The 26,586-nt window shown below is 41.0% G+C and carries 28 protein-coding genes; 19 read left to right on the top strand and 9 right to left on the bottom strand.

What is annotated here, in order from left to right; translation table 11 throughout:
* Positions 1-116: 116 nt before the first annotated feature.
* A complete protein-coding gene (locus tag G3R48_RS06055) occupies positions 117-842 on the top strand; it encodes a response regulator transcription factor (RefSeq protein WP_153661919.1) in 726 nt (241 codons plus the stop codon).
* Positions 842-2,338, top strand: coding sequence for a sensor histidine kinase (locus tag G3R48_RS06050; RefSeq protein ID WP_153661921.1), 1,497 nt, complete (start codon positions 842-844; stop codon positions 2,336-2,338). The genes G3R48_RS06055 and G3R48_RS06050 overlap by 1 nt, the downstream gene beginning before the upstream one ends.
* A gap of 60 nt (positions 2,339-2,398) precedes the next feature.
* On the opposite strand, the gene G3R48_RS06045 is transcribed toward G3R48_RS06050, so the two are convergent.
* Positions 2,399-2,608: a hypothetical protein gene (locus tag G3R48_RS06045; protein WP_153661923.1), complete on the bottom strand. Its 210-nt coding sequence runs from the start codon at positions 2,606-2,608 to the stop codon at positions 2,399-2,401.
* A 271-nt stretch (positions 2,609-2,879) separates the two neighbouring features.
* A complete protein-coding gene (gene hemE, locus G3R48_RS06040; RefSeq protein ID WP_153661925.1) occupies positions 2,880-3,944 on the bottom strand; it encodes a uroporphyrinogen decarboxylase in 1,065 nt (354 codons plus the stop codon).
* A gap of 463 nt (positions 3,945-4,407) precedes the next feature.
* On the opposite strand from hemE, the gene rsd reads away from it, so the two are divergent.
* Positions 4,408-4,884: a sigma D regulator gene (gene rsd / locus G3R48_RS06035; protein ID WP_153661927.1), complete on the top strand. Its 477-nt coding sequence runs from the start codon at positions 4,408-4,410 to the stop codon at positions 4,882-4,884.
* A gap of 209 nt (positions 4,885-5,093) precedes the next feature.
* On the opposite strand, the gene G3R48_RS06030 is transcribed toward rsd, so the two are convergent.
* The 3 genes from G3R48_RS06030 to G3R48_RS06020 form a co-directional block, all read right to left on the bottom strand.
* On the bottom strand, positions 5,094-6,143 hold the full coding sequence (locus G3R48_RS06030; protein ID WP_153661929.1) for an MJ1255/VC2487 family glycosyltransferase: 1,050 nt from the start codon (positions 6,141-6,143) through the stop codon (positions 5,094-5,096).
* Positions 6,144-6,246: 103 nt separating this feature from the next.
* Positions 6,247-6,768 carry a phosphatase PAP2 family protein gene (locus G3R48_RS06025; RefSeq protein WP_153661931.1) on the bottom strand — a complete coding sequence of 174 codons (522 nt, stop codon included), beginning with the start codon at positions 6,766-6,768 and terminating at the stop codon, positions 6,247-6,249.
* Between the two features lie 436 nt (positions 6,769-7,204).
* Positions 7,205-7,453 (bottom strand): YgjV family protein, encoded by a 249-nt coding sequence (locus G3R48_RS06020; protein ID WP_153661933.1) that lies wholly within the window; start codon positions 7,451-7,453, stop codon positions 7,205-7,207.
* Positions 7,454-7,857: 404 nt separating this feature from the next.
* Here G3R48_RS06020 and rraA point away from each other — a divergent pair, with 404 nt between their 5' ends.
* The 14 genes from rraA (at position 7,858) to G3R48_RS05950 (ending at position 20,425) form a co-directional block, all read left to right on the top strand.
* Entirely contained in the window at positions 7,858-8,343 is a 486-nt protein-coding gene (gene rraA, locus G3R48_RS06015; protein WP_153661935.1) for a ribonuclease E activity regulator RraA, read from the top strand.
* A 103-nt stretch (positions 8,344-8,446) separates the two neighbouring features.
* Complete coding sequence (locus tag G3R48_RS06010) at positions 8,447-9,484, top strand: formimidoylglutamase (RefSeq protein WP_153661937.1); 1,038 nt, start codon at positions 8,447-8,449, stop codon at positions 9,482-9,484.
* Between the two features lie 231 nt (positions 9,485-9,715).
* On the top strand, positions 9,716-10,471 hold the full coding sequence (ubiE, locus tag G3R48_RS06005) for a bifunctional demethylmenaquinone methyltransferase/2-methoxy-6-polyprenyl-1,4-benzoquinol methylase UbiE (RefSeq protein ID WP_153661939.1): 756 nt from the start codon (positions 9,716-9,718) through the stop codon (positions 10,469-10,471).
* Complete coding sequence (locus G3R48_RS06000) at positions 10,471-11,091, top strand: ubiquinone biosynthesis accessory factor UbiJ (RefSeq protein ID WP_153661941.1); 621 nt, start codon at positions 10,471-10,473, stop codon at positions 11,089-11,091. The genes ubiE and G3R48_RS06000 overlap by 1 nt, the downstream gene beginning before the upstream one ends.
* The gene (gene ubiB / locus G3R48_RS05995) at positions 11,088-12,737 is read left to right on the top strand and encodes a ubiquinone biosynthesis regulatory protein kinase UbiB (RefSeq protein ID WP_153661943.1); all 1,650 of its coding nucleotides are present in this window, start codon (positions 11,088-11,090) and stop codon (positions 12,735-12,737) included. The genes G3R48_RS06000 and ubiB overlap by 4 nt, the downstream gene beginning before the upstream one ends.
* Positions 12,738-12,869: 132 nt before the next feature.
* A complete protein-coding gene (tatA, locus tag G3R48_RS05990) occupies positions 12,870-13,103 on the top strand; it encodes a Sec-independent protein translocase subunit TatA (RefSeq protein ID WP_153661945.1) in 234 nt (77 codons plus the stop codon).
* A 6-nt stretch (positions 13,104-13,109) separates the two neighbouring features.
* Positions 13,110-13,538, top strand: a complete 429-nt coding sequence (gene tatB, locus G3R48_RS05985; protein WP_153661947.1) for a Sec-independent protein translocase protein TatB — start codon at positions 13,110-13,112, stop codon at positions 13,536-13,538.
* Positions 13,539-13,541: 3 nt separating this feature from the next.
* Positions 13,542-14,318: a twin-arginine translocase subunit TatC gene (gene tatC, locus G3R48_RS05980; RefSeq protein ID WP_153661949.1), complete on the top strand. Its 777-nt coding sequence runs from the start codon at positions 13,542-13,544 to the stop codon at positions 14,316-14,318.
* 288 nt (positions 14,319-14,606) lie between these two features.
* A complete protein-coding gene (locus G3R48_RS05975) occupies positions 14,607-15,149 on the top strand; it encodes a hypothetical protein (RefSeq protein WP_153661951.1) in 543 nt (180 codons plus the stop codon).
* Between the two features lies 1 nt (position 15,150).
* Positions 15,151-15,960: a TatD family hydrolase gene (locus tag G3R48_RS05970; RefSeq protein WP_153661952.1), complete on the top strand. Its 810-nt coding sequence runs from the start codon at positions 15,151-15,153 to the stop codon at positions 15,958-15,960.
* 57 nt (positions 15,961-16,017) lie between these two features.
* Positions 16,018-17,859 carry a sensor domain-containing diguanylate cyclase gene (locus G3R48_RS05965; protein WP_228497315.1) on the top strand — a complete coding sequence of 614 codons (1,842 nt, stop codon included), beginning with the start codon at positions 16,018-16,020 and terminating at the stop codon, positions 17,857-17,859.
* An 18-nt stretch (positions 17,860-17,877) separates the two neighbouring features.
* The gene (gene hemB / locus G3R48_RS05960; protein ID WP_212593241.1) at positions 17,878-18,888 is read left to right on the top strand and encodes a porphobilinogen synthase; all 1,011 of its coding nucleotides are present in this window, start codon (positions 17,878-17,880) and stop codon (positions 18,886-18,888) included.
* Between the two features lie 152 nt (positions 18,889-19,040).
* A complete protein-coding gene (locus G3R48_RS05955) occupies positions 19,041-19,595 on the top strand; it encodes a TlpA family protein disulfide reductase (protein ID WP_153661954.1) in 555 nt (184 codons plus the stop codon).
* 272 nt (positions 19,596-19,867) lie between these two features.
* Positions 19,868-20,425: a thioredoxin family protein gene (locus G3R48_RS05950; protein WP_153661956.1), complete on the top strand. Its 558-nt coding sequence runs from the start codon at positions 19,868-19,870 to the stop codon at positions 20,423-20,425.
* A gap of 154 nt (positions 20,426-20,579) precedes the next feature.
* On the opposite strand, the gene G3R48_RS05945 is transcribed toward G3R48_RS05950, so the two are convergent.
* Both G3R48_RS05945 and rhlB read right to left on the bottom strand, forming a co-directional pair.
* A complete protein-coding gene (locus G3R48_RS05945; protein WP_153661958.1) occupies positions 20,580-21,503 on the bottom strand; it encodes a Ppx/GppA phosphatase family protein in 924 nt (307 codons plus the stop codon).
* 38 nt (positions 21,504-21,541) lie between these two features.
* Positions 21,542-22,852, bottom strand: a complete 1,311-nt coding sequence (gene rhlB / locus G3R48_RS05940; RefSeq protein WP_153661960.1) for an ATP-dependent RNA helicase RhlB — start codon at positions 22,850-22,852, stop codon at positions 21,542-21,544.
* Positions 22,853-23,069: 217 nt separating this feature from the next.
* Between rhlB and trxA the strand changes: the two genes are divergently transcribed.
* Complete coding sequence (gene trxA, locus G3R48_RS05935; RefSeq protein WP_153661962.1) at positions 23,070-23,396, top strand: thioredoxin TrxA; 327 nt, start codon at positions 23,070-23,072, stop codon at positions 23,394-23,396.
* A 217-nt stretch (positions 23,397-23,613) separates the two neighbouring features.
* Positions 23,614-24,879, top strand: coding sequence for a transcription termination factor Rho (gene rho, locus G3R48_RS05930; protein ID WP_153661964.1), 1,266 nt, complete (start codon positions 23,614-23,616; stop codon positions 24,877-24,879).
* A gap of 178 nt (positions 24,880-25,057) precedes the next feature.
* Here the strand turns inward: rho and nrfD are convergent, their stop codons facing one another.
* Complete coding sequence (gene nrfD, locus G3R48_RS05925) at positions 25,058-26,005, bottom strand: NrfD/PsrC family molybdoenzyme membrane anchor subunit (protein ID WP_153661966.1); 948 nt, start codon at positions 26,003-26,005, stop codon at positions 25,058-25,060.
* A 2-nt stretch (positions 26,006-26,007) separates the two neighbouring features.
* Positions 26,008-26,574, bottom strand: coding sequence for a 4Fe-4S dicluster domain-containing protein (locus G3R48_RS05920; protein ID WP_153661968.1), 567 nt, complete (start codon positions 26,572-26,574; stop codon positions 26,008-26,010).
* Between the last annotated feature and the right edge of the window lie 12 nt (positions 26,575-26,586).

Genomic DNA, 26,586 nt, shown 5'->3' with positions numbered 1-26,586 from the left:
GTGTGATGTAAAAATCATTAAACTGACTATTTTTGCATCACACTGAAATTTATTACTGTGCCTACGGGTCTGCTTCTTCTATGAGCAATGGTTGATATAACGCTTGAGGAAGAAGGATGAATGCCAATACAGAACATAGACATGCTCAACGAATTTTATTGGTAGAAGATGAACAAGATCTCGCGCAATTAGTGATGTTAAATCTCAACGCCATGAATTATGAAGTGTGCCACGCCACCACGTTAAAACAAGCCATATTGATCATTGAACATAAACGCATTGACCTGCTTTTGCTTGATCGTATGCTACCTGACGGAGATGGGATTATGTTATGTCAGCAACTGAGACAACAACAAAAAACCTTACCGATTATGTTACTTACTGCCAAAGACACAGAAGCTGATATTGTTTTGGGCTTAGAAGCAGGCGCAGATGATTATCTGATCAAACCCTTTAGCGTGCTAGAGCTTAGAGCCCGAGTAAAAGCCTTATTGCGCCGTGGTCACGCCCAACAGGAACAACAAGCACAAGTGCAATTTGATGGCTTAAGCATCAATGCCAGTACCCGCCAAGTTACCGCCTTTAATCATCCTTTAGAACTTACCGCGCGCGAATTCGATTTATTATTATTTTTAGCTAAACATCCACAACAAGTTTTTAGTCGCAATCAACTATTAGAAGCGGTATGGGGTTACACCTATGACGGTTATGAACACACGGTTAATAGCCATATCAATCGCTTACGCAACAAGTTATCCCGCTGCAGTGCTGAAACAGAGTTAGTTATTACCGTGTGGGGTGTGGGTTATAAATTTGCACCACCGCAGGCGGTCACGCATTAATGAATCATTTATTTAGTCGCTTATTTATTTCATCGACCCTCATTGTGTTATTGCTTTTTATGGCGCTATGGCAATGGTTACAACTTAATCATCAATTTAGTCGCAATCAAATTCAACAATCATTGCACCAAGAATTAGCCGACCATATGGCGCATATTAACCCGCTCCTTTCTCAAGGCATTACATCTGATGCGGCTTTAAAAGAAGCCTTTCATGACTTTATGCTTCTTGGGCCAAGCTTTGAGATTTACACATTAGACCCTAACGGTCGTGTTATTGCTTATGACGCCAAAGCCGAAAAAATTAAAACACAGCGTGTTGATACCGCCATTATTCAGCAATTTTTAAACGGCAACGAATTACCTATTTTAGGGACAGATCCTCGTTCAACAGACACTCAGAAAATATTTTCAGTCACCAAACTGGTTAACACTGACGGACTCCATAGCGGCTATTTGTATGTCATTATTGGCGGGGAAGACTTTGATAGCTGGCAAACACTTATTCAAGCAGAAAACCAACCACAAGTTTGGGGGGCAACTATCGGCTTTTGGATTGTATTTGCGTTGTTATTGTTTGTCATTTTATTGCGTTATTTTACCCGCCCTATCGATAAATTAGCGAAAGAACTCCATCAACTGCAATCAGGTGCAGCCTCGGGGGACTTACAGCTACTACAACGTGCCCGTGGTGGTGGCGAAATCAGCCAGCTAAGCGACAACATCAACACCTTACTGATTCAAATCCATCAGCAACAACAGCAAGTTAAACGTCAACAACAAGCTAAGCATGATTTCTTATTGCACTTATCGCATGATCTAAAAACCCCATTAACGGCTTTATTAGGTTATATAGACACTTGGTTAATTTTACCCAAGGACTCTCGAGATCCCGCGCTTATTCAATATGCCGCCAACTCAGGACAAACCCTGCAACAGTTACTCGGCCAATTACTGGAGTTAGCCGCCTTAGAAAATGGACAAATTCATGCACAATTACAACAAATCGAATTAACCGACTTATTAGCTGACATTGAACATACTTTTACACCCAGAGCCAATAAATTAAATGTCAGCTTGAATTTCAGCCATATTCAGTCCACATCAATTTATACCGATCCGCAATTAATGAAGCGCATTATCAATAACCTTATCGATAATGCGCTGCGCTACACCCCTGCTGATGGCGAAATCTCAATTTATACTCAAACTCAAGGCGACAAGCAGTGGTTAGCGGTAAAAGATACAGGCTCTGGTATGCATCAACATGAAGTTGAAGCACTTAGGCAGCTTTCAATGAATCAAAACGAAGATACTGAGTACAAGGTAGAAAACACCTTAAATTTCGAACATGACCAACCTTTACCGCAACTTGGTGTCGGGTTAGCGATTGTTAGGCAATTACTGGGATTATTGCAATGCAAAATTGATATTCAATCAACACCTGGTGAAGGAAGCCAGTTTATGATTGAGTTAACCAACGGATCGGGAATATAAGACAGTTATAACTAAAAGAGCCAGCTAATGTGCCGGCTCTTTTGACTATTTAAGGTCGACTTAAATAGATTGATAAAGTGCTTTCAACTTATGGAAGAAAAGACTAACGAAACCAGCAACTAAACTAAACCACATCAATAATACCGCTGATACAGTGACAAATTGGCCCATGTAATAGTCAGCATTAGCAAGATAGATGTAATGGGTGCCTGGAAGTAATGCGGCAAATATTGCAAAGAACACTAAAGCAACGATAATTTGGATTTTCATAAATTATTTTCTCATATCAAGGCAATCAGCCACTAATCTCCCCTGTAGAGAGAATGGCAATCAAAGTAAGTAACAACATTATAGAATATAAACCATTATAAACGTATCAAACTCTGTTGAATAAAAAAATCGTTATATTCACATAATCATTCGAAGTGAAGATTTTCATGTGACCCACGCCACGAACTTTGAATAAATTGATTAACAAAAAAGACGAGCATAATGCTCGTCTTTTTAATGATAAGTTTAATCAGGATTATTCTGAGGAAACTTACTTGTGATATTTACCAGATAACTCATGTACTGAATTAATAAATGCGCCAGCATGTTCAGGATTAACATGTTGGTGGATACCATGGCCTAAGTTAAACACATGGCCGGTACCTTCACCGTAAGATGACAAAATTTGGTCAACTTCTTGATGAATACGCTCTGGAGAAGCATACAATACTGATGGGTCCATGTTGCCTTGAAGAGCCACTTTTTCACCAACACGACGACGAGCATCGCCAATATCAACAGTCCAGTCTAAACCAAGAGCATCACAACCGGTGTCAGCCATAGACTCTAACCACAGTCCACCACCTTTAGTGAACAATGTCACGGGTACTTGACGTCCATCAGCGTGGCGAGTTAAGCCATCAACGATTTTTTGCATGTAACGTAATGAGAACTCACGGTAAGCATGGTGAGATAATGCACCGCCCCATGAATCGAAAATCATTAATGCTTGTGCACCGTTAGCAACTTGCGCATTAAGATATAAAATAACTGAATCAGCTAATTTATCTAATAATAAATGCAATGTAGCTGGCTCTTCGTATGCCATTTTTTTTATTTTTTCGAATGTTTTGCTTGAACCACCTTCAACCATATAGGTTGCTAATGTCCAAGGAGAGCCTGAGAAACCAATTAATGGCACTTCGCCTTTAAGTTCACGACGGATAGTGCTAACGGCACGCATGACGTAACCTAATTGATCTTCTGGATCTGGGATTGATAGCTTTTTAATCGCATCAATGGTATCTGTTGGGCGCTCAAAACGAGGGCCTTCTCCTGCTTCGAAGTATAAGCCTAAGCCCATAGCATCAGGTACAGTAAGAATATCTGAGAACAAGATTGCCGCGTCTAGGTCGTAACGACGTAAAGGCTGAAGAGTCACTTCACAAGCCAAATCTTGGTTTTTACAAAGAGACATAAAGTCACCCGCTTGTGCGCGAGTTGCTTTGTATTCAGGTAGATAACGTCCAGCTTGACGCATCATCCAGACAGGCGTTCTATCGACAGGTTGTTTTAATAAAGCGCGTAAATAACGATCATTCTTTAGTTCTGCCATTTGGCTTTTTTCCTACTTATTGTGATATCCGCTGGCGCGTAGTTTAGCACTTACGTGATTAATGTAACCACTAAAGCTAAATTTATGTGAGCTAATCCTTAATCTATATCGCCATGTTCACAAACAGCTATTACTAGTTCACAAAAATAGCCATTTTGAGTAAAGCTGCATATTTAATCTATAAAGTCTTGCACCTTGTTTACGCCTTTGGTATAAAAACTGTGCGCTAGCAAGAACAATCAAGAAGCACGAAGTATCGATGCCCTTAAAACTTTATTTGACCAGTGATAGTTTTCTATCACTGGTTTTTTTATGCCTAAAATCTACAACTTTATACCTAGCCTCAGAAGCAGTAAGTTAACTTCTATGATAACTATTGAGATTATTGTGATAAAACAGTTGATCACGATACACATTGTCCAATACATTAGTGATTACACAGAGTCGATGAGTGAGAACGTCAATGCTAACAAAACTTGAAAAAGCAGAACAAAGATGGGGCGGCTCCAACTCGCTCATCGATCAATGGCTCAACAATAGACGTAAATTGTTAATTCAATACTTTACCCTTGCTGGCCTTGCACCATATACCCGAGCAGAAAAGTCACTTCCAAGTACAGATGAAATAAAACAGTTTTGCGCACAACTAGTTGATTATGTTTCAGAAGGTCATTTTGAGGTTTACGACAACCTAGTCTCTGCATGTGAAAAAAACAGCGCGACGAGCAAAAACACAGCCCAGTTGTTATTACCACAAATCAGTAAAAGCACCGACTTAGCCCTCGATTTTAATGATAAATATTCTGAAATGGCTGACGAAAAAATCTTATATCAACTCGATGGTGACCTTTCCGCACTCGCGCAAACCATGGAGTCTCGATTCGAATTGGAAGATAAGTTATTAGAAATATTACACACCCGTCATTCTTTAAAAGCCTAAAGGTAACGCCATAATTGACAGCGATATTGCGTGGCTAAATACTCGCACTTAGTGACATTGGATAATCATCGTTTGAAATAGTCATGATGATGAAATTTATTAATGGATAACTCCGTTACAGTCATAACGATTAAACTCACACCCACAAAAAAGGTTCACCTCGGTGAACCTTTTTTGTGGGGAAGACAAAATTAATATCAATATTAGCATTATTGTTTTTTTGCCCAATTATCTGGTAGCGACACTTGTTGCCATAAGTTGTCACATAAACTTTTATGCTCAAACCAATCGCCTTTAACAACCCACTTAGCTAACACATCACCCACTTGAGGATACGCAATAGGTGCTGGTGATGAGGCTTTTAACCAGCGTGTTAATATAGTAGCGTCTAATTTATTCATGCTTTGCGCCGCAGCCAATAACTCTAATGCTGCCACATTTGCCGTTTGCTCAAATTGACCGACTAACGGTTTAACCAACAATTTTTTGCCTAAAGTCATCGCTTCACTGGCTAATTCAAAGCCAGCATTACCAATAACGCCACCACATCTAGCCAAATGAGTTTTAAACCTTTGTCGGTCAAAACCACACCATTGAATATGTGGTGGTAAAGGCATTGAAGGTATGTGTTTATGGTAAACAACAAAGTTTACTGCTTGCGTTGCACTTAAAAATGTCACAATGTCATCTGCCGCTTCAAAAGGTAAATACACTAAAATACGCTGGTTTTCGCCTTGAACATCTTGAGTGACATCAACAAAAGGCGGCAATATGGGATAGCCAAAGTGATGCCAATGACAACCTAAAGACACATCTGCTGGTGCAAAATGGTTAATCAGTAATTCATTAAACCAATTCATACCACGCTTAGGTACGCCATACTTAAAAGCGGCTTGGTGACTAACAGAGATCGACGTCACACCTTGACGTTTTGCCGCCCAAGCCGATACAGGCTCAAAATCATTTAACACTAAATCGTATTTTGACAAATCGAGTTCATTCACCTCTTTACGCATTGGCGCTTGTAGGTTTTGTTTACCCGTTTTTAAGTATTTCACGCGGCCTTTTTCACTCACAAAAGTCATTCCAGAGCGAGTTTGATAATCACCAAAACATGCCATGTCGAAATATTCATCGTCATCACGTCCAGAAAATAAATAATCCACCTTAACATTTTGTTGTTCAAAAGCTTTGGCCATCACTCTTGCACGGCTAATATGACCATTGCCTGTACCTTGCACACCATAAAGTAAATTCATTCACTCACTTCCCTCTGCTTATTTGCATTAACCTTAAAATGTAGCCAAACCGCTAGGGTTCTTACTGAGCTCGATTTATCACAAATTCATTGCCGTTTTTTCGCTATACACCAATAAAAAATAAGCTGGCACACCAAACGCTTCCTATCCCTAGCCCCATACCCGCAATAGTATCTAGCGGATAATGCACCCCTAATATCACCCTAGATAAGGCAATCGCTGTGGCCCAAATAAAGGCTATAGGCGCAAATAAGGGGAAAAAACAATACACTAATCCCGCCATTACAAACGCTGCACTACTATGTCCTGACGGCAAACTAAACTTATCAGATGGTTCAATCGAACTTTGAACGCCTGCTAAGCAATGGCAAGGTCTCACCCGGCGAATGCCATTTTTAAGCCCAAAGTAAATAGGGAGTTCAATAGCAAAGCTAATCAAGCCAGCGTGGAAGAACGCGCTACCTTGTTGATGGGTAAAGAATAAGCCCACAAACAACACAACATATAAAGGCCCATTGCCACAAGCTGACGTCCGCAATGCGAGGGTGTGCCACTTGGCTACTCGTCCTAAGCTTGCAAGATAATAAAACGCCGTTTTATCCATTTTTGTTATGGCTACTCTCATCACATCAATCCTTGGGTTGTTTAGGTTAAGACCTAAGCCGTTGATGGCAAACAAACCATAGAAAATACCAATGACGATTACATGACGGTTTGTCGAAATATTTATGACAGCTAGAAATGCAGATAGAAGATAGAAGATAATTGAAATTACAATTAAAATATTTGTATCAATATCTTATGGCTGGAGCTAACAATCAGAAACGCAATATTGAATATTGGAAGTACGGTATGGGGTATTTAATCAGTGATTTTTGACATCGAGTGCAGCAGGCCTGACACCCAAGGTGGTAAAGACAACAACTTAATATTGCGTCTTTATATTCGGTATTTAGCACTATATTCGGTATTTAACATTCGTATTTGCGGAAAATTAACTAAGCAGATAAACGACCACGCCGCCCAAAGGCGACGTGAGTCATAACAGACAAGCGTTAACGTTATGCCGCGGCTGTTGCAAAAAACTTTTTACGATAAATTTTAGCCAGATGATAAATATTGACGCATCCGACAAAGGCATTCATGCCAGCCACAGGCCAAGCATCGATTTGCACCCCGTAAATAACAAACAAGCTGCAACCTACAAAATTAATCCAACGAAGCCAAATAATATCCTTCATCATTAATGAGATAGCCACCATCACTGATGCCATATACCCCACAACTTCAATCATATTCATGTTTTCCATCAGAACCTCTTTCAGGCTGTTGTGCCTTTGCTAAATATTTAATCAGGAACCACGTCCCTAAAACCAACAAATGAGTGCATTTCAGTTTTATCAACTGAATATAATGAAAGCTAAGCAATTGATTCATTGCCATTACGTTCGATATCAAAATGTTCGGCATCTGTACCAATATCATCGCTACAATGTAAAAAAATAAGGTACAACGCGTCGCTTTCGACTGAATAATAAAACAAAGAGTTCTAAATAGTAAACAAATAAATCATCAAATAACCATCGGTGCGTGATTAATACCGCTTTTATTTTCAAGAAAAGCTCATATAATTCATTAAACTTTGCCTTATTTAATAGGTAAAACTTTGCCTTATTTAATAGGTAAAAATTTGGCTTACCATTAGGAGTTAACTATGGAATACAACACCTCAGAACTGTGTGATATGTATATTGATGTCGTCGATGTCGTCGAACCTATGTTCAGTAATTATGGTGGTTGCAGCTCTTTTGGTGGTGCCATTAGCACAATCAAGTGCTTTGAAGATAACGGCCTTATTGCCGATGCAGTTCAAGAAGACGGTGAAGGAAAAGTCTTACTCATCGATGGCGGAGGATCGCTTAGACGTGCTCTGATTGATGCTCGCATTGTTGAACAAGCGGTCAATAATCACTGGGAAGGTATTATTGTATACGGCACCGTCCGCGACGTTGACGCACTCGAAGAGTTCGATATCGGCATTCAAGCGATGGCATCCATTCCAGTTGGTGCAGACCAACACAGTGTTGGCGAAGTGGAAATTCCAGTTAACTTTGGTGGCGTAACCTTTTTGCCCGGCGATCATGTTTATGCTGATAACACCGGTATCATTTTGTCACCAGAACCATTAGATATTGATTAATCATCACGCACTTTTTATGATGCTAATACGTATCTTGCAATGATTAACTTTATTGATTAAAGCCAGCTATGCTGGCTTTTTTATTGGCTTTCAAGGATGTTTTATGCTCTTACCTTATACCCATTGTGCCTTACAAACGCAATTAAGCCCGCGTGATGGTGAAGTAAAAATAGGTCAGCAAGTGCAATTACTTGACGCGCAAATGCCACTTGAACAAGCGCTTACCAAAGCAAAATCTGCTGGCGCTCGGTTTGCCATTATTGGCATTGCAGAAGACATTGGCCCCAGGGCGAACTTAGGGCGAGGCGGTGCAGACAACGCTTTTAATGCCACCCTTAGTCAGTGGCTAAACTTACAATCAAATCGATTCTTCGATGCCTCCCAATGTTTGATTGTCGGGCAAATTAGTCTTAACACCAGCGCAAACGAACTCAGCGCCATCGACAGCATACCGGATTTAAGGCACTTAACCGCACAACTTGATCATGCAGTTGAAGCGATACTAACTCAGGTATTTGCAGCCCAACTAGAGCCTATCATCATTGGTGGCGGGCACAATAATGCCTTTCCAATTTTAACCGCGGCTAAGCATCACTTTTCGCAAGCATTAAGCGCCATAAACCTTGATCCTCACAGCGACTTTCGTCCAAGAGAAGGACGCCACAGCGGTAACGGCTTTAGTTATGCCGCAGCCAATGGCGCGTTAAACGACTACCATATTTTAGGCTTGCATGAGCTTAAAAATACCGAAGCGTCATTAGAGCAGTTAAGTTTATTTGGTGCCACTTGGCATACCTTCCAACAAATTTGGGTACGTCGAGAATTGCGCCTTGACAGCGCACTTGAACAAGCCGTGAAAAAACTAAATCAAACCGCTGCACCTGTTGGCGTGGAGCTTGATGTTGACGCAATCAGTAAAATGCCAAGCAGCGCGACAACAATGGCCGGTATACCGCTTAACGACGCTTGCCATTATCTTTACTATATTGCCAACCACAGTCACAGTGCTTATTGTCATATTGCTGAGGCTGCACCAAGTTGTCACGACAGTAACCCACAAGCTGGTGCGCGCGATGTGGGCCAAAGTGTCAGTGAATTAATTTATGCTTACATTCAAGGCCGACTTAATACTGTGGGTTAAAGTAGATTTGTACGCCTTATTCGTGCTCTAATGCTCAAAAAATGCGTTGTTCAATTGAGCCAAAATAAAACCCATTTGCGTATAGCTAATTAACGCCTAAAACAAAAGGATTAACTTTAGCACTTCAATTGATAACCATCACAAACTGAATGAACAACGATTCAGCAAACTGTGACAATGGAATACACTCTATATTCACAAATTGTAAAATAGGATAATAGGAAAATACCGATGTCTGAAGACAATTCAAACAATACTCATTTTGGTTATAAAACCGTTGAAGCAGAGAAGAAAGCTGACTTAGTGGCTGACGTGTTTCATTCTGTGGCTGCCAAATATGACATTATGAATGATGTTATGTCATTCGGTATTCACCGTTTATGGAAGCGCCATACCATTGAAGTCGCAGCAGCGCGGCCTGGCATGAGTATCCTCGATTTAGCGGGTGGTACTGGCGATTTAACAGCCAAATTTTCACGCATTGTGGGTAATACAGGTAGCGTTGTCATTGCAGATATTAATGACTCAATGCTAAAAGTTGGCCGCACTAAATTACGTGACCGCGGTATTGTTAATAACGTTTCCTATGTACAAGCTAACGCTGAAGCGTTGCCATTTCCTGATAACCACTTTGATATAATCACCATTGCATTTGGTCTGCGTAACGTAACCGATAAAGACGCGGCCTTACGTTCAATGCGCCGTGTGTTAAAGCCAGGTGGCAAACTGTTAGTGCTTGAGTTTTCAAAACCAAAGCATGAAGTAATGCGCAAAGTCTACGACTTATATAGCTTTAAAGTATTGCCTAAAATGGGCGCAATGATCACTCAAGATGCCGACAGTTACGAATATTTGGCTGAATCAATCCGCATGCATCCAGATCAAGAAACATTAAAGCAAATGATGATTGATGCCGGCCTAGAACAAGTCGACTACACCAACATGACCGATGGCGTAGTGGCTTTGCATCGAGGATACAAGTTTTAATGCGAGTGAATCACTTAGCACTTCTCACCTGTAGCGCGATAGAAATGGGCTTCGCCGCCCTTCCTACGCAAGCCAAAGTTGATTATGCCAAGTTAAAGACACTGCATTCAAAAGTCCTTTGCATTAAGTTAAGCCAGTTAAACTGGCCACTGTATTTTGTCTTTGCCAAACAAATACACGTTTTTAGTTACTACGAAGGTCAAGCCGATGTCAGTGTTATTGCTGATGCTTCAACACTCTATACCCTTACCGAAGGTGCTAACCTCACCGAACTCATCAAACAAGATAAACTGCAGTTAAAAGGTGACATTCAATTACTGCAAACATTCAGTCATTATTTACAGCAAATTGAATTTGATTTTGCCGAACCACTCTCAAAATACATTGGTGACGCACCTGCCCATATCCTCACTCAACAAAGCAAACGCCTCATTAACACTTCAAAAGACGTCGCAATGAAAAGCGTCGATCATATGGGGCAATTGCTCAATGAAGAATACAAACTCACTTTGCACAAAATTGACTACCTGCATTTTAAAGACAACATAGAAGATATCGTCAACGATACCGATCAACTCGCCCAACAAATAACAAAACTAAGAGACAAAATAATTACATGACCATTGCAAGTATCAAGCGCGGCTACAATGTTATCAAAATCGTTTTAAACTACGGCATAGATGATCTCATTCCTCCTCAAAAGCGGCCTTGGTACTTTTCACTGGTTCGAATGTGCTTTTTTTGGTTACGTAACAAACACAAGCAATCACTCCCGGCAGAACGCGTCCGTTTAGCCATGCAAGAACTTGGGCCGGTTTACATCAAATTAGGGCAAATGCTGTCTACTCGTCGCGACTTACTCGACGACGAGTGGGCATATCAGTTAGCCATGCTACAAGATAAAGTCCCTCCATTTGATTCAAGTCTGGCCAGAAAAGCCATTGAAGAAGAGCTAAATGCCCCAATTGAATCACTATTTGATGACTTTAACGATACCCCTTTAGCTTCTGCATCTATTTCTCAAGTACACACCGCTATATTAAAATCGAACGGCAAAGAAGTGGTGCTAAAAGTTTTACGCCCAAATGTTGAAGCTAAAATTCGCGCAGACTTATTAATGATGTCACAAGGGGCTAATTTGCTCGAACGTGTACTCGGTGAAGGTAACCGCTTACGCCCAGCTGAAGTGATTGAAGATTATCAAACCACCATTTTAGGCGAACTAAACTTAAAACTTGAAGCACTTAATGCTATTAGACTACGCAATAACTTTTTAGAATCAGGCGCTCTTTATATCCCTTTTGTGTATGAAGAACATTGTTATCCACGCTTAATGGTTATGGAGCGCGTATACGGCATCCCCGTGTCAGACATTGACGCACTTAATGCACAAGGCACTAACTTAAAACTACTTGCTGAACGTGGCGTTGAATTATTCTTCACTCAAGTGTTTCGTGATAATTTTTTCCATGCCGATATGCACCCTGGTAATATTTTTATCAGCACAGAGCACCCTGAAAATCCATATTACATAGGCCTTGATTGCGGCATCATGGGAACACTGACAGAGCAAGATAAACGTTACCTAGCCGAAAACTTCCTCGCTTTTTTCAATCGTGATTACCATCGCATCGCCCAGTTATACATTGAGTCTGGTTGGGTGTCTGAAAACACCGATATTTTGGCATTTGAACAAGCTGTAAAAGTCGTTTGCGAGCCCATGTTCAATAAACCTTTAGACGAAATCTCATTCGGTCACGTCCTACTCGAGCTCTTTAGAACAGCCAGAAAATTTGACATCGTCGTGCAACCGCAATTGGTATTATTGGAAAAAACCTTACTTTATATTGAAGGTTTAGGCCGTCAACTTTATCCGCAGCTGGATCTTTGGCAAACTGCCAAGCCATTTTTAGAACAATGGATGGCAGAACAAGTTGGCCCTAAAGCCATGTTTAACAAAATGAAAGCCAACGTGCCATATTGGTCAGATAAGTTTCCTGAAATCCCTGAATTAGTGATCGACAACTTAAAAATGGGCAGAAAACTGTTGGGTTCACAACAACAAATGCTAGATAAGTATTTGAACTTTCAACAAAAAAACCAAAAAAGCCAATACCTTCTCATCACTTCTGCCGTTTTGTTGATCTGTGGCACAATATTATTTAGTCAAAACGTTACACTATGGCCAGCTTATGTAAGCATTAGCTTAGGTACAGTGCTATGGCTTATAGGATGGCGATCTAGACCAAAGAATCGCAAATTTTAGCTAGCACTTATTAATTAGAAGTTCATAATACTTAATATAATCGACGTGTTTTTCATACATGTGTTAAGAGCATGGCAGTTATTTTACAGTTAAGTAGACTATTACATTACAAATGTTTAAGAGGAAATCTTCATGGGCGGCATCAGTATTTGGCAACTTCTTATCGTTGCATTAATTGTTGTTTTACTTTTTGGAACGAAGAAATTACGTTCTTTAGGCGGTGATTTAGGCGGTGCAGTTAAAGGCTTCAAGAGTGCCATGTCTTCTGAAGACGAAGCAAAGGCGATTGAAGAAAAAGAAGTTGCTCAAACTTCACAGCAGGCTGAAGAAAAAAAGCCTGAGTCAAAGGATAAAGAACAGGCGTAATCAATTATGTTCGACGGTATCGGCTTTATGGAGCTGCTGCTGATAGGCATATTGGGGCTGGTTGTACTCGGCCCCGAAAGATTACCCGTCGCAGTCCGCTCAATTACAGGTTGGATACGTACTTTGAAACGTATGGCTAACTCTGTAAAAGATGAACTTGAACAAGAGCTGCAAATTGAGCAGTTGCATTCTGATTTGAAAAAAGTTGAAAGCAAAGGCCTTTCAAATTTATCACCTGAATTGCAACAATCAATCGATCAGCTTAAAGAAGCTGCACAATCGGTCAATCGTCCTTATCAAGTTGACGAACAACCGCCTGTAGAGCCTCCGGCTTTCGAAGTTGAACCATTGAAAACCGAGACACAGGATAACGCTAAGCCAACCGCTGATAATAGCGACAGCGATAGTAGTGCTAATTCAAAAACAAACGGGTAATTCATGTCGCAACAGCAGCCACTTATTAGTCATTTGCTTGAACTAAGAAACAAACTTCTAAAAGCCGTTGGTAGTGTGTTAATTGTGTTTATTGCCCTTGTTTATTGGGCAAATGATATCTATCAATATGTCGCAATGCCATTAATGGATGCACTTCCTGCATCGGGCAGTATGATCGCGACAGATGTTGCCGCACCATTCTTTGCACCATTTAAACTCACTTTAGTGTTAGCTTTTTTTGTGGCAATACCCTACGTATTATTACAAATTTGGTCATTTATCGCGCCGGGACTTTATAAGCACGAAAAACGCCTTGTTATGCCATTATTAGTTAGCAGTACGCTGCTATTTTATATGGGAATAGCATTTGCTTATTACGTTGTATTTCCAGTTGTTTTTGGTTTTTTCACCAGTGTTGCTCCAGAAGGGGTTGAAGTCGCAACCGACATCAGCAGCTATCTCAGCTTTATTTTAAAACTGTTTTTTGCTTTTGGGTTAGCCTTTGAAATTCCTGTAGCCGTTGTCCTTTTATGTTGGGCAGGCGTTACGACACCAAAAGAGCTACAACAAAAACGCCCCTATATCGTTGTTGGTGCCTTTGTCATAGGTATGTTACTGACGCCACCTGATATCATTTCGCAAACCATGCTCGCAATACCAATGTTATTGTTATTTGAAGGCGGGTTAATTGCGGCAAAAATGTATACGCCAAAAGGTGATGATGAAGAGGACGAAGAGCAAAGCGATGAGTCTGAAACAAAAGCAGAGCCAGAAAAATAGCAGTAATCACAGCAGATGAATTAAAAAGGGTGGATTTTCCACCCTTTTTTATTGTATTAAAAAAACCGGAATAACAACAAACGTAACCTGAATATCAACATTGTCTCAATGAAGATTAAATTACTGTAAAAACAGACACTGAAACACAATACAGACTAGACATAGATGGATAAGCACGATAAAACATCATGTAAAAATAACGTTTACCGTTACTAAGCTCAAATGTGTAAAATTCACGCCATATACTTAAGCCAATAAAGCCATATCAATAATAATAAGGATAATATTATGCGACGTAATCGGAATTTAATAACGCAACTTCCCAGCGGATTAACTTTAGCGGTAAGCCTACTGGCCATCAATGCACAAGCAGCAGAACAATTACCTCAGCAATTATCACCATCGCTACCACAACAAATGCTTCAATGCGCTCAGCAAACTGACAAGTTGGAACGGTTAGTCTGTTATGACAAGCTTAGTCAATCTCTTGCTGTCGACACCAGCGAGGTTACCTCACAGGAGCAAAGCCTTAACCAAGTTGCAGTTCAACCCCAAGTCGTTACTCCAACCGCGTCTAAAGCCGAGTTTGGTTTAAAAGTAAAAGCAGTCAGTGTCAATGAGATCCGCGGTGTGGTTACGGTAATTAAAAAAGATCCTTACGGCGCACTCATTATCACACTTGATAATGGTCAAGTATGGAAACAAACACAGTCGCGCCGTTATAAGTTAAAACTAGATCAAGAAGTTATTATTGAAAAAGCCGCTTTAGGTTCATTTTCGCTTGGCGTTACTGACCGTAACGCAAAAATAAAAGTGAAACGTATTAAATAATATGAAGCAATATATCGATATCGCTGTAAATCTTCTCAGCCCACAATTAGCCGACAAAATGGATACAGTGATATCTGATGCCATCGACCATCAAGTATCACCTTTAATTGTAATTGGAAGCGATATCGAAGAAAGCCAACAAGCCGTATTTAGCTGTCAGCAATATCCCAATAAATTGTTTAGCACTGCTGGCGTGCATCCACATCATGCAAAGTCATGGGACAATGACAGCTTAGCAACCATCACAACACTGGCAGCTCAACCTCAGGTCGTCGCTATTGGCGAGTGTGGTTTAGATTACAACCGTGATTTTTCCCCGCGCAATCAGCAACGTGACGTGTTTGCCAAACAGCTAGCACTTGCCTGCGAACTTAACATGCCAGTGCTAATGCATTGCCGCGATGCCCATGACGACTTTATTGATATCGTTAAACAATATCGACCTCATTTACCCGCCGCATTAATACATTGTTTTACCGGCGATGAAGCCCAATTAAATGCCTGTTTAGCACAAGATCTCTATATTGGTATTACAGGCTGGATTTGCGATGAGCGACGCGGACAATCCCTGGCAAGTTTAGTACCTTTAATCCCAAATAATCGCATATTGGCTGAAACTGACAGCCCATATTTATTACCTCGCAGCATGCGACCAAAACCTAAATCGAGTAAAAATTTGCCGCAATACCTTCCTTATATCGTTGACTCAATGGCCACATTACGACAACAACCAATAACTGAATTAGCAGATTATTGTTATAACAATGCGCGCGATTTTTTTAATTTACCTATCTCGATGCTGGAGAAGTAGTCAGTGAATGCCAGTGGAATAATCAAACTGCTACTTTGCATATTGTTGATGAATGTGATGTCTATCGCTTATGCATCGCAAACCGCTAATGAAATGGAGCCTTTAAACTTAAACGTTGAATCAACAGCTAAAATCAACTTGCAAGATTGGGTTTATATCCATGACAGTCAACACATAAACAAATTATCTGACATACGCTCTCAACCTTTTTCTGATTGGCATAAATTTAAACGAAGCAACTCACATAAACTGGGGATAAAAAATTACTGGGTCAGCTTTAAGATTAACGGTGGCACCACTCCCCTCACCCGTATTATCGCAATTGATAACCCATTAATTGATCACATTGAACTGTACCACTTTATTAATGACTCCTTGGTTAACACTCACAGCTTAGGCGATATTTACCCATTTAATGCGCGCCCAATTCGCAGTAATATATTTTTGTATCCAATACACGTTGCAGCCAATGAACAGCACACTTTTTATATAAAAATTAATACTAAAGGCAACATGGATTTGCCCTTAACGTTATGGTCATCAAACGACTTAACTCAAATGACAGAAAAAACCAATTTACTGCACGGCTTTCAAATTGGCCTTCTGTTCGCTATCAGCATTTTCAGCCTGTTTATCGCCCTAGCTTCGGGCTCATTTAGTTATAGCTATTATTGTGGTTATGTACTGAGTATTGCCTTACTGATTGTCACCGTTCACGGCGTAGGCTTTCAGTTTATCTGGCCTAACTCGCCTTATATACAACAACACATTTTGACCATTAATCTGCCAATTATTTTGGCCTTCTCATTAATGTTCACTGAAAAAGCACTCCAACTAAAATACAGCAGCATTAACATGCTCAGAGTGTGCCGAGCATTGGCAACCGCATCGATTATATTAAGTTTTATTATGCCGTTTATTGACTACAGCATCGGCCTTTATCTCATTATTACAGCAATCATGTTAGTGCTAATATTATTAGCGGTGTTCTCTTTAATCCGCGCGTTTAATGGCCTTAAAAATGCCATGCTCTATTTCATTGGTCGAGTGGGGTTATTAATTGGCGGCGGCGTCAGTGGATTATTGTATTTTGGGTTTATTGATTACGATATAAAGCTACAAACACCCATTATGTTTGGCCTTATATTTGAGGTCATCACCATGGCTGCTGTGCTTGCTATTCGCTATAACGACGAGCGCAAAGAAAAACAGCGTATCCAGCAAAAAGCCTTAGAACAAGCACAACGTATTCGTGAAAGTCGTGAAGATGTACTGCGCCTAGAAGAGCAAACAAATGAGAAGCTTGAGCACATGGTACAAGAGCGCACTTTAGAGCTTGAGGTCACCTTGCGTGAACTTAACGAAGTGAATCAAAAACTCACCGAACAAAATAATACCGACCAATTAACAGGGGTGAAAAACCGCCATGCTTTTGACCGCCGTTTAGCTGCTGAAGGACGTATTAGCAGACGCCAACAAACCCCGGTCGGGATTTTAATGGTCGACATTGACAAATTTAAGCCAATCAATGATAAATACGGTCATCTTGCTGGCGATAACACCATACAATTAATTGCCAAGACATTAAGTGAACAGTTAAAGCGTCCAACGGATCTAGTATCACGTTTTGGTGGTGAAGAATTTGCTATTATATTACCTAACACGACCCCAGATGGGGCAATGCTAGTGGCAGAGATGATGCGAAAAGCCGTTAGCGATTTAGTCATACAATGGCAAGGACATACGTTCTATTCCACCATTAGTATTGGCGTTAGTGTAACGGTTATTGAAAATGATCAACATCCAATACAGTTACTCGATAATGCCGATCAAGCCTTATACGAAGCAAAACGAAATGGTCGCAACAAAGTGTGCTATTTCGAGCAAACAACAGAATAACTTTATCAGGAGTTGCAAGTGAATATTATTACCAGTGCTTTTCCACAGCGCAGAATGCGCCGCATGCGTAAACATGATTTCAGCCGCCGCTTAATGTCGGAAAACCAACTGTCGGTTAACGACCTCATCTACCCAATGTTCGTGCTAGAAGGTAATAACCGCACAGAACAAGTGGCTTCTATGCCGGGTGTTGAACGTTACTCTATTGATTTACTGCTAAAAGAAGCGGCAGAATTGGTTGAATTAGGTATCCCACTCATTGCCTTGTTCCCTGTCACACCTGCTGACAAAAAGTCATTAATGGCTGAAGAAGCTTATAATCCTGAAGGCCTAGTTCAACGTGCTGTACGTGAATTAAAACACGCCTTCCCAGAGCTAGGTATTATGACCGACGTGGCACTTGACCCATACACCACTCATGGTCAAGACGGTATTATTGATGAAACCGGTTATATTATTAACGATGTCACCAGTGAAATTTTGGTTAAACAAGCATTGTCGCACGCTGAAGCAGGTGCAGATATGGTTGCCCCTTCAGACATGATGGACGGCCGTATTGGTGCCATTCGTCAAGCGTTAGAAGCCGCTGGACACGTTAATACCCAAATTATGGCTTATTCAGCTAAATACTCTTCAAGCTACTACGGTCCGTTCCGTGACGCAGTAGGTTCTGCGGGCAACTTAAAAGGTGGCAATAAACACAGCTATCAAATGGACCCTGCAAACAGCGACGAAGCACTACATGAAGTTGCACTTGATATTCAAGAAGGTGCTGACATGGTAATGGTGAAGCCTGGCATGCCTTACCTTGATATCGTTCGCCGAGTTAAAACTGAACTTGCCGTGCCTACATTTGCATATCAAGTCAGCGGCGAATATGCCATGCACATGGCAGCGATTCAAAATGGTTGGTTAGCCGAAAAAGCCATTGTGATGGAGTCGCTTCTTTGTTTCAAGCGTGCCGGTGCTGATGGCATTTTAACTTACTTTGCCAAGCAAGCTGCGCAGTGGTTAAAAGAAGATAAATAACCCCAGGTCGCTTCAATTTTGATAACGATAAAAAGGAAAGCTGCGGCTTTCCTTTTTAGTGATCTTTGTATCATTTTGTATAAAAAAAGCTGTTTCAATCCGCTTTTCAATGCTTGAATAACGCTTCTTGCCATTAAAAAGATACTTTGTTTATGAAAAATATCCTCCGAGCGACGTTAGCTTCAGCAGCGCTTATTTTATCCGTTAGTACCATTTCACCAGTATTTGCCGCTTGTGATGCCACAACGAATAACGCAAGTGAAGGCGGATTTCTACAAACCTGCTCAAGAGAGCCTGACGAAGTCATAATTACTGGCGCAATGACATTAAAAGAAATTGAAACCTCGCTGCCAAGTTACAGCGCCCAATTTCAAGATTACAATGCCGATAAAGCCGCAATTAAACAGTTACAACAAATCAGCACCCCAACCCAAGTGGTTGTTGCTTTTGGCACATGGTGTCCTGATAGCCAACGAGAAACCCCTCGTTTCATGAAGCTGCTTAAACAAGTTAACAACCCAAACATAACCGTTAAGTTTATTGCTGTAGATCATGACTTAAAAGACCCTAAAGGTTTGGCTGCACCTTATAAAATTGACAATGTTCCAACCTTTATTGTGCAACAACAGCAAAAAACCTTAGGCACTATTATTGAGAAACCTACGGTTAGCCTAGAAAAAGATTTACTTAATATTTTAGCAAAATAAATGTCTTGTGCGTCAGTTGCAGTAAATAGTCACCCAACGACGAGTACGTAATAAAAATGCCAGCCAATTAATTTGAGCTGGCATTTTTGTCGTGTCCACTCAAAGGTAACAACGACAAAGTAGAGTGAGCGATAAGCCGTGTTAGCAACACCATTAAGACATCAGGTTCTAATTTAGTGACTTAGGTTACAAATTGCCTCACCAATACTATGTAAATAGTTGCGTGGATGTTTGAATGTTAATCAAGACCTTTTACAGGAGTTGATTACTATATGCAAAACACCATCAAAACTGTTTTCGTTTCAGCAACAATCATTTTATCATCCAGCTTTATTATTACCCCAGCAATGGCCAACAGTGGTTGTGCATTTGAAGCTGAAGAACAAGGCTTTATGGCCACCTGTAGTCAGGAGAAACAAGAAGTGATCATTACCGGTTTGGTAACCCCAGCAGCAATTGAAAAATCGTTTCCTGAGCAATACAACAAAGAATTCACAGACTATAGCAGTGACAGTAACGTCATTGAGCAACTCAAAAAAATTGATACTCCGACAGAGATTGTCGTCATTATTGGTACTTGGTGTCCCGATTGTCATCGTGAAACACCCCGTTTCATCAAAATCATGGAACAAGTCAACAACCCCAATATTAATGTGAAATTTATTGGTGTTGACCGTAAAAAAGCTGATGCAGAAGGTTTAGCAGCACAATACGAATTTACGCGTATTCCGACATTTATTGTGCAACAAGATAACAAAACTATCGGCACCATTATCGAGCGCCCAACAGTAACCTTAGAGCAAGACCTGTACAATATTCTCAATAAATAGAGATGTTTAATCGGTTAACTAAACGCAGTTAACCCGCACCTAAAACAGCCTGGCAAATGTCAGGCTTTTTTATGCCGAAAGTAGATAGGTTGGTTGATAGATAGGTAATGAAAAAACAGCTATAGATTGCACCGTTAAAGATAAACCGGCGTAATCAGTGTTGTGCCGTTAAGTTATTCGCTAGCATTTGCAAAACGCCTTCACGCAATGCTCCGCCCGCTAAATATAGCGAATGGATTTCAAGCAGTTCAAACAATGCCAGTAAAATGGCCACTCCAGCAACAAACGTTGGCGCTTGTTCATCACTCAAACCCGCTATTTCAAATTCATGACCACACGCTTGGCCAAGCAGTTCATCGCGTAACCCCAGTAATACATCGGCGGTAATAACAAGTTCACATTGTCGATGCTTCAGTAAGGCTATTATTGACTGCACAGCACCAGAGGCACCTAAGGTTTGTGTCCAACCCCACTCTTTAATAGTCGCTAAATGGCTACCTAACGCTTGTTCTACTGTTAACTTAGCTTGCTCAAAGTGTGCAATGCTAAAACAAGGTTGATTAAATATTTGCTGGTTAAATAACACACCACCAATCGGCACGCTCGTTTTAAACAATAATTTGTCTTGTACCCCGATGATAAATTCAGTGCTAGCTCCGCCAATATCAATCACTAGACGTTGATCGTCTCCAGCAGTCGTACTGGTCATACCTTGGTAGATAAGTTCGGCCTCACGGTGGCCAGAGATCACTTCAATAGGGTGATTTAAGATAGGTAATGCACGGCGATGAAACTCATCTGCATTATTGATAACACGCAATGTTGCGGTCGCTAACACGGCAATATTATCACTGCTAATTTGGTGCTCAGAAAGCTTTTGAGCGAACATGGTAAGACACTCTAGCCCTCTAACCATGACAAGCTCTGACAATATGCCATCAGAGCCGATCCCTTCAGCTAAACGCACCTTGCGTTTATATTTAGCAATAATGGTCGGTTTTCCCGACTGTGTTTGGGCAACTAACATATTGAAACTGTTAGAGCCCAAAGTAATAGCAGCATAGAGTTCAGATGACATCGCGTGCTTCTGTTATTTGCGCCTTATGCTGGCGCTTATTATGCGTGACGGCGGTTACGATTATGGCGTGGCGGACGTTTATTACCACTATTACGATTTCCACCTTGTCCACCACTACCGTCACGGGTACGAGTGGTTGGATGTTTGCGTTGAATACGAACAGGAGCTGGAATATCGTCGAGTAAAGCTTCGTGATCGTAATTACTCACCGGAATTGAATGCGTAATATACGTTTCAATAGCGGGTAAATTCAGGGCGTACTCTTCACAAGCAAAACTCACTGACACCCCTTTAGCACCTGCACGCCCCGTACGACCAATACGGTGAACATAATCTTCACAATCATCAGGTAAGTCATAGTTATAGACGTGCGACACATCTGCAATGTGTAATCCACGCGCGGCAACATCCGTAGCGACCAATAAATCTAATTGGCCACTGGTAAATTGCTCCAAAATGCGAATACGTTTCTTTTGTGGCACATCGCCAGTCAATAAACCAACACGATGTCCGTCCCCCTCTAACCACGACCATACTTTTTCACAGCTGTGTTTAGTATTAGAGAAAACAATCGCTTTTTCAGGCCAGTCTTCTTCAATTAAGGTCAGTAACAAGCGCATTTTATCTTCCATTGAAGGATAAAATAGCTCTTCTTTAATGTTTTTTGATGTTTTCTCAAGCGGGGCAATTTCAACTTTCTCAGGATCATTCATATGATCATAAGCCAGCTCTTGTACTTTCATCGACAAGGTTGCAGAAAACAACATATTTAATCGCGCTTTAGCATCAGGCATGCGGCGGAATAAAAAGCGAATATCCTTAATGAAACCTAAATCGAACATACGATCGGCTTCATCAAGCACAACCGCTTGAATGTGATTTAAGCTAATCACACCTTGGCGAACATAATCGATAATACGACCCGTTGTACCAATTAAAATATCAACGCCTTTATCTAATACTTCGCGTTGTGTTTCGTAGCTTTCACCACCGAAAACAATGCCGACTTTTAAGCCAGTGTGCTTTGCTAAAAGGTTAGCGTCTTTAGCAATTTGAATCGCAAGTTCGCGAGTTGGCGCCATAATAATTGCGCGAGGTTCGGTGTTTTTACGTGTTTCTGGAGCAGCGACAGTTAATAAATGATTAAAAGTAGCCACCAGGAAAGCCATTGTTTTACCCGTACCGGTTTGGGCTTGTCCTGCAATGTCTTTTGCTTGCAATAAAATAGGTAACGATAACGCTTGAATTGGCGTGCAAAATTCAAAGCCGTTCTCGTTCAATGCAGCTAATACCTCAGTTTTTAGAGGGAAGTCAGCAAACTTCTGTGTCGATAAATGTGTTTGGCTCATAGCACCAGCATACCTGTTGGGGTTGCAAAAATAGAAACTTTGGTTTGAAATAGCGTCATTATTCATCCGTGTTATTAAAAGTCGAATGGTGACGCATTAATAATGTCATCAAAGTAAATGGATATTTTACTTGGTCACTTGAAAAGCGATTTTACGAGCCCAATATACATGGTAAGCCACCAATAAACTAGCAATGGAACCAAATCCGGAGAACAACATGAGCGATAAAATTGTATACCTAAGCGACGATAGCTTCGAAAATGATGTTATTAAGTCACAAACCCCAGTACTTGTTGATTTCTGGGCAGAATGGTGTGGTCCTTGTAAAATGATTGCCCCAATCTTAGATGATGTTGCTGAAGATTATGCAGGCAAAATCACCGTAGCTAAATTAAATGTTGACCAAAATAACGTAACACCTGCTAAGTACGGCGTACGTGGTATTCCAACATTACTTATGTTTAAAGGTGGCGAGTTAGTGGCAACCAAAGTGGGTGCACTTTCTAAAACCCAGCTTAAAGAATTCGTTGACGCTCAAATCTAATTTCTAGGTTGCCCAAGCATTCAGTGATTTGTGGCACAAGTTGTGAACAATTTGTGCCACTTTTTCATTAAAAATCTGGACGTGCTATCCATATAGTGCTAATTTATTCACCAGATTCTTCCTATTAACCCTTTCTCGCTAATCAATCATAATTTGTTCTAAACCTTACTAATTGATAGCGGTAAGCTTTGTCGTGCAAAACAAGACTTCCATACTCATGAATTTAACTGAATTAAAAGACACCTCAATATCCGACCTAGTTTCATTGGCTGAAAGCATGAAACTTGAAAATATGGGCCGCTCGCGTAAGCAGGACATTATTTTCTCCATCCTAAAAGCCCATGCAAAAAGTGGCGAAGATATTTTCGGTGGCGGTGTCCTCGAAATTCTTCAAGATGGGTTTGGTTTCTTAAGAAGCTCAGACGGTTCTTACTTAGCAGGCCCGGATGATATCTATGTATCACCAAGTCAAATTCGTCGTTTTAACATGCGTACCGGTGACACCATTTTTGGTAAAATCCGCCCACCCAAAGACGGCGAGCGTTATTTCGCACTGCTTAAAGTCTCTGAAGTTAACTTCGACAAGCCTGAAAATTCTCGTACTAAAATCCTCTTTGAAAACTTAACCCCACTTCATGCAGAAGATCGTCTTCGCATGGAACGCGGTAACGGTTCAACAGAAGATATTACTTCACGCATTCTTGATTTGTGTTCGCCAGTTGGTAAAGGGCAGCGTGGTTTGATTGTTGCGCCGCCAAAAGCCGGTAAAACCTTATTACTGCAAAACATGGCGCAAAGCATTACCCATAACAACCCAGAAGTGGTGTTAATGGTACTGCTTATTGACGAACGTCCTGAAGAAGTCACCGAAATGCAACGCATGGTAAAAGGTGAAGTCATTGCTTCTACCTTTGATGAGCCTGCATCACGTCACGTACAAGTGGCTGAAATGGTAATTGAAAAAGCCAAGCGTTTAGTTGAACACAAAAAAGACGTGGTTATCTTATTAGACTCTATCACCCGTCTTGCCCGTGCTTACAACACCGTTATTCCATCATCAGGTAAAGTACTCACTGGTGGTGTTGACGCTAACGCACTACATCGTCCTAAACGTTTCTTTGGTGCAGCACGTAACATTGAAAACGGCGGCAGTCTAACCATTATTGCAACTGCATTGGTCGATACCGGCTCGAAAATGGATGAAGTCATTTACGAAGAATTTAAAGGGACAGGTAACCAAGAGTTACACCTTTCTCGTAAAGCCGCTGAAAAACGTGTTTTCCCAGCCATTGATTTCAATCGCTCTGGTACTCGTCGTGAAGAAAAACTGACCACGCCAGACGAGCTACAAAAAATGTGGATTTTACGTAAAATTCTCAACCCAATGGATGAAGTTTCAGGCATGGAATTCCTTATCGATAAATTGGCAATGACCAAAACAAACGATGAATTCTTCACTGCAATGAAACGCGCTAAATCATAAAGTTGTTTTAGCCCTGCTTAATTTAAAACCGCTAATATTATTAGCGGTTTTTTTATGAGTGTTATTTTATGAATGACAATTGAGACTTAAGGCTCGTCAAGCAGACAAAAAAAAGCCGTTTAACAATATCGTTAAACGGCTTTTTATTACGCTTATTTGGGTATTTATCCCTTATAAATTAACTAATATAACTCTGACCGGCATAAACAACGAAGTGTCTAAGAGCTAACACCCCAATAATCGTGCTACATGACACCGAGATTAAGAAGCCTTTAGTATGACGCATTGCTTTAGGCGCTAATGTACTTGCCAATACAGGTACCACTAAGCCTAAACCTACCACGCCAATCCAAAATACGCTTGCCCATGCTCCTGTGCTGATGGCCGCTGTGGCAGCCTGCGCCGCAGGGCCTGAAAAGTTAAGCCCAACAAACAACAACACTAAACATAATGCTTCATTAAACGCGACTGGGTATTCAATGCGGTGCACTTGCTCAATACAATCTGACTCTTTTTTACTAAAGAATAAGGTCGCAACTAAAATATTCCCTGCTGAACCTGCAGACAATGCTGATGCGAGGAACAACGCAGGTAACACTGCAGTATTAAGGATGGGGTAGCTGATCATGGCTGACAATAAGAATCCAGTGTAAACCCCAACCCCTAGCGCAAGGCCAAAAATCAGTTTGTTCAGGCTGTTTTCTAGTTTTTGACAGATTTTTAATGTGCCAGCTAACCAAGGCAAATACTGTAGTACTTGTTTTTCGAATACTAATCCAGCAAAGACAAACACCAATGGAATGTAGACAAGTAGCGCAATCACTCCCCACGCCATCACCGAGGTCAAATTATAATTGAGTAGAATATGGTAAAACTCAAATGGCTTGGTTAAATCCACTACCAATAATGCCATACCTAAACAAATTGCCACAGGGCCAATCACTGCTGCGGCTTTAAGGACCGGCAACCCTTGGGTTGGTAATCCTCGGCTTTGTTTGTACCACTTCAACCCGATAGCCACCAGCATAGAACCTGCTGATAAACCTGCCATAAATAAATATACTGCGATTATCCAGTTCCAAACCACCGGATCATATTGCTCCATTGAGCCCCAGATATTATTCATTATTAAATCCCTCCTTTACGGCTAGGAATGCGATAAACCCTTGGTTGGGTTCCCAATTCAACTTTCTTAAGATAGTTGGTCTTGGTATCGATTAACTTACACACCTCAGATGATGTATCGTTAGCATCACCAAAAGTCAGTGCTTGTGTTGGGCATACCACCACACAGGCAGGTTGCTCACCACGGGCAAGTCGTGTCTCTTTACAAAAATCACACTTGTCTGGCACGCGTGTTTCTGGGTTGATAAAGCGCACTTTATACGGACAAGCAGCCACACAATATAAACAGCCAACACATTTCTTTTCATTAATGGACACAATGCCATCTTTATTCACATAAGCAGCCCCTGTTGGGCACACCGTGACACATGGCGCGTTCTCACACTGCTCACACGACACACGGTTATACTTAAAATGAAGGTGAGGGAAGTTACCATGTGGCCCTTCAATTCGAACCTGAATTCGGGTCACCGACTCAGGGACATTATTTTCACTGCGACAAGCGACATTACATGCTTGGCAGCCAATGCACTTGTTTTCGTCGTGCACAAGAACATAACGTTTAGTCATAATAAACTCCGA

Origin of the sequence: Shewanella intestini, assembly GCF_018221465.1 — a bacterium.
Taxonomy (GTDB): domain Bacteria; phylum Pseudomonadota; class Gammaproteobacteria; order Enterobacterales; family Shewanellaceae; genus Shewanella; species Shewanella intestini.
The sequence above is the reverse complement of the archived record's forward strand: the minus strand, read 5'-3'. Positions and strand labels throughout refer to the sequence as shown.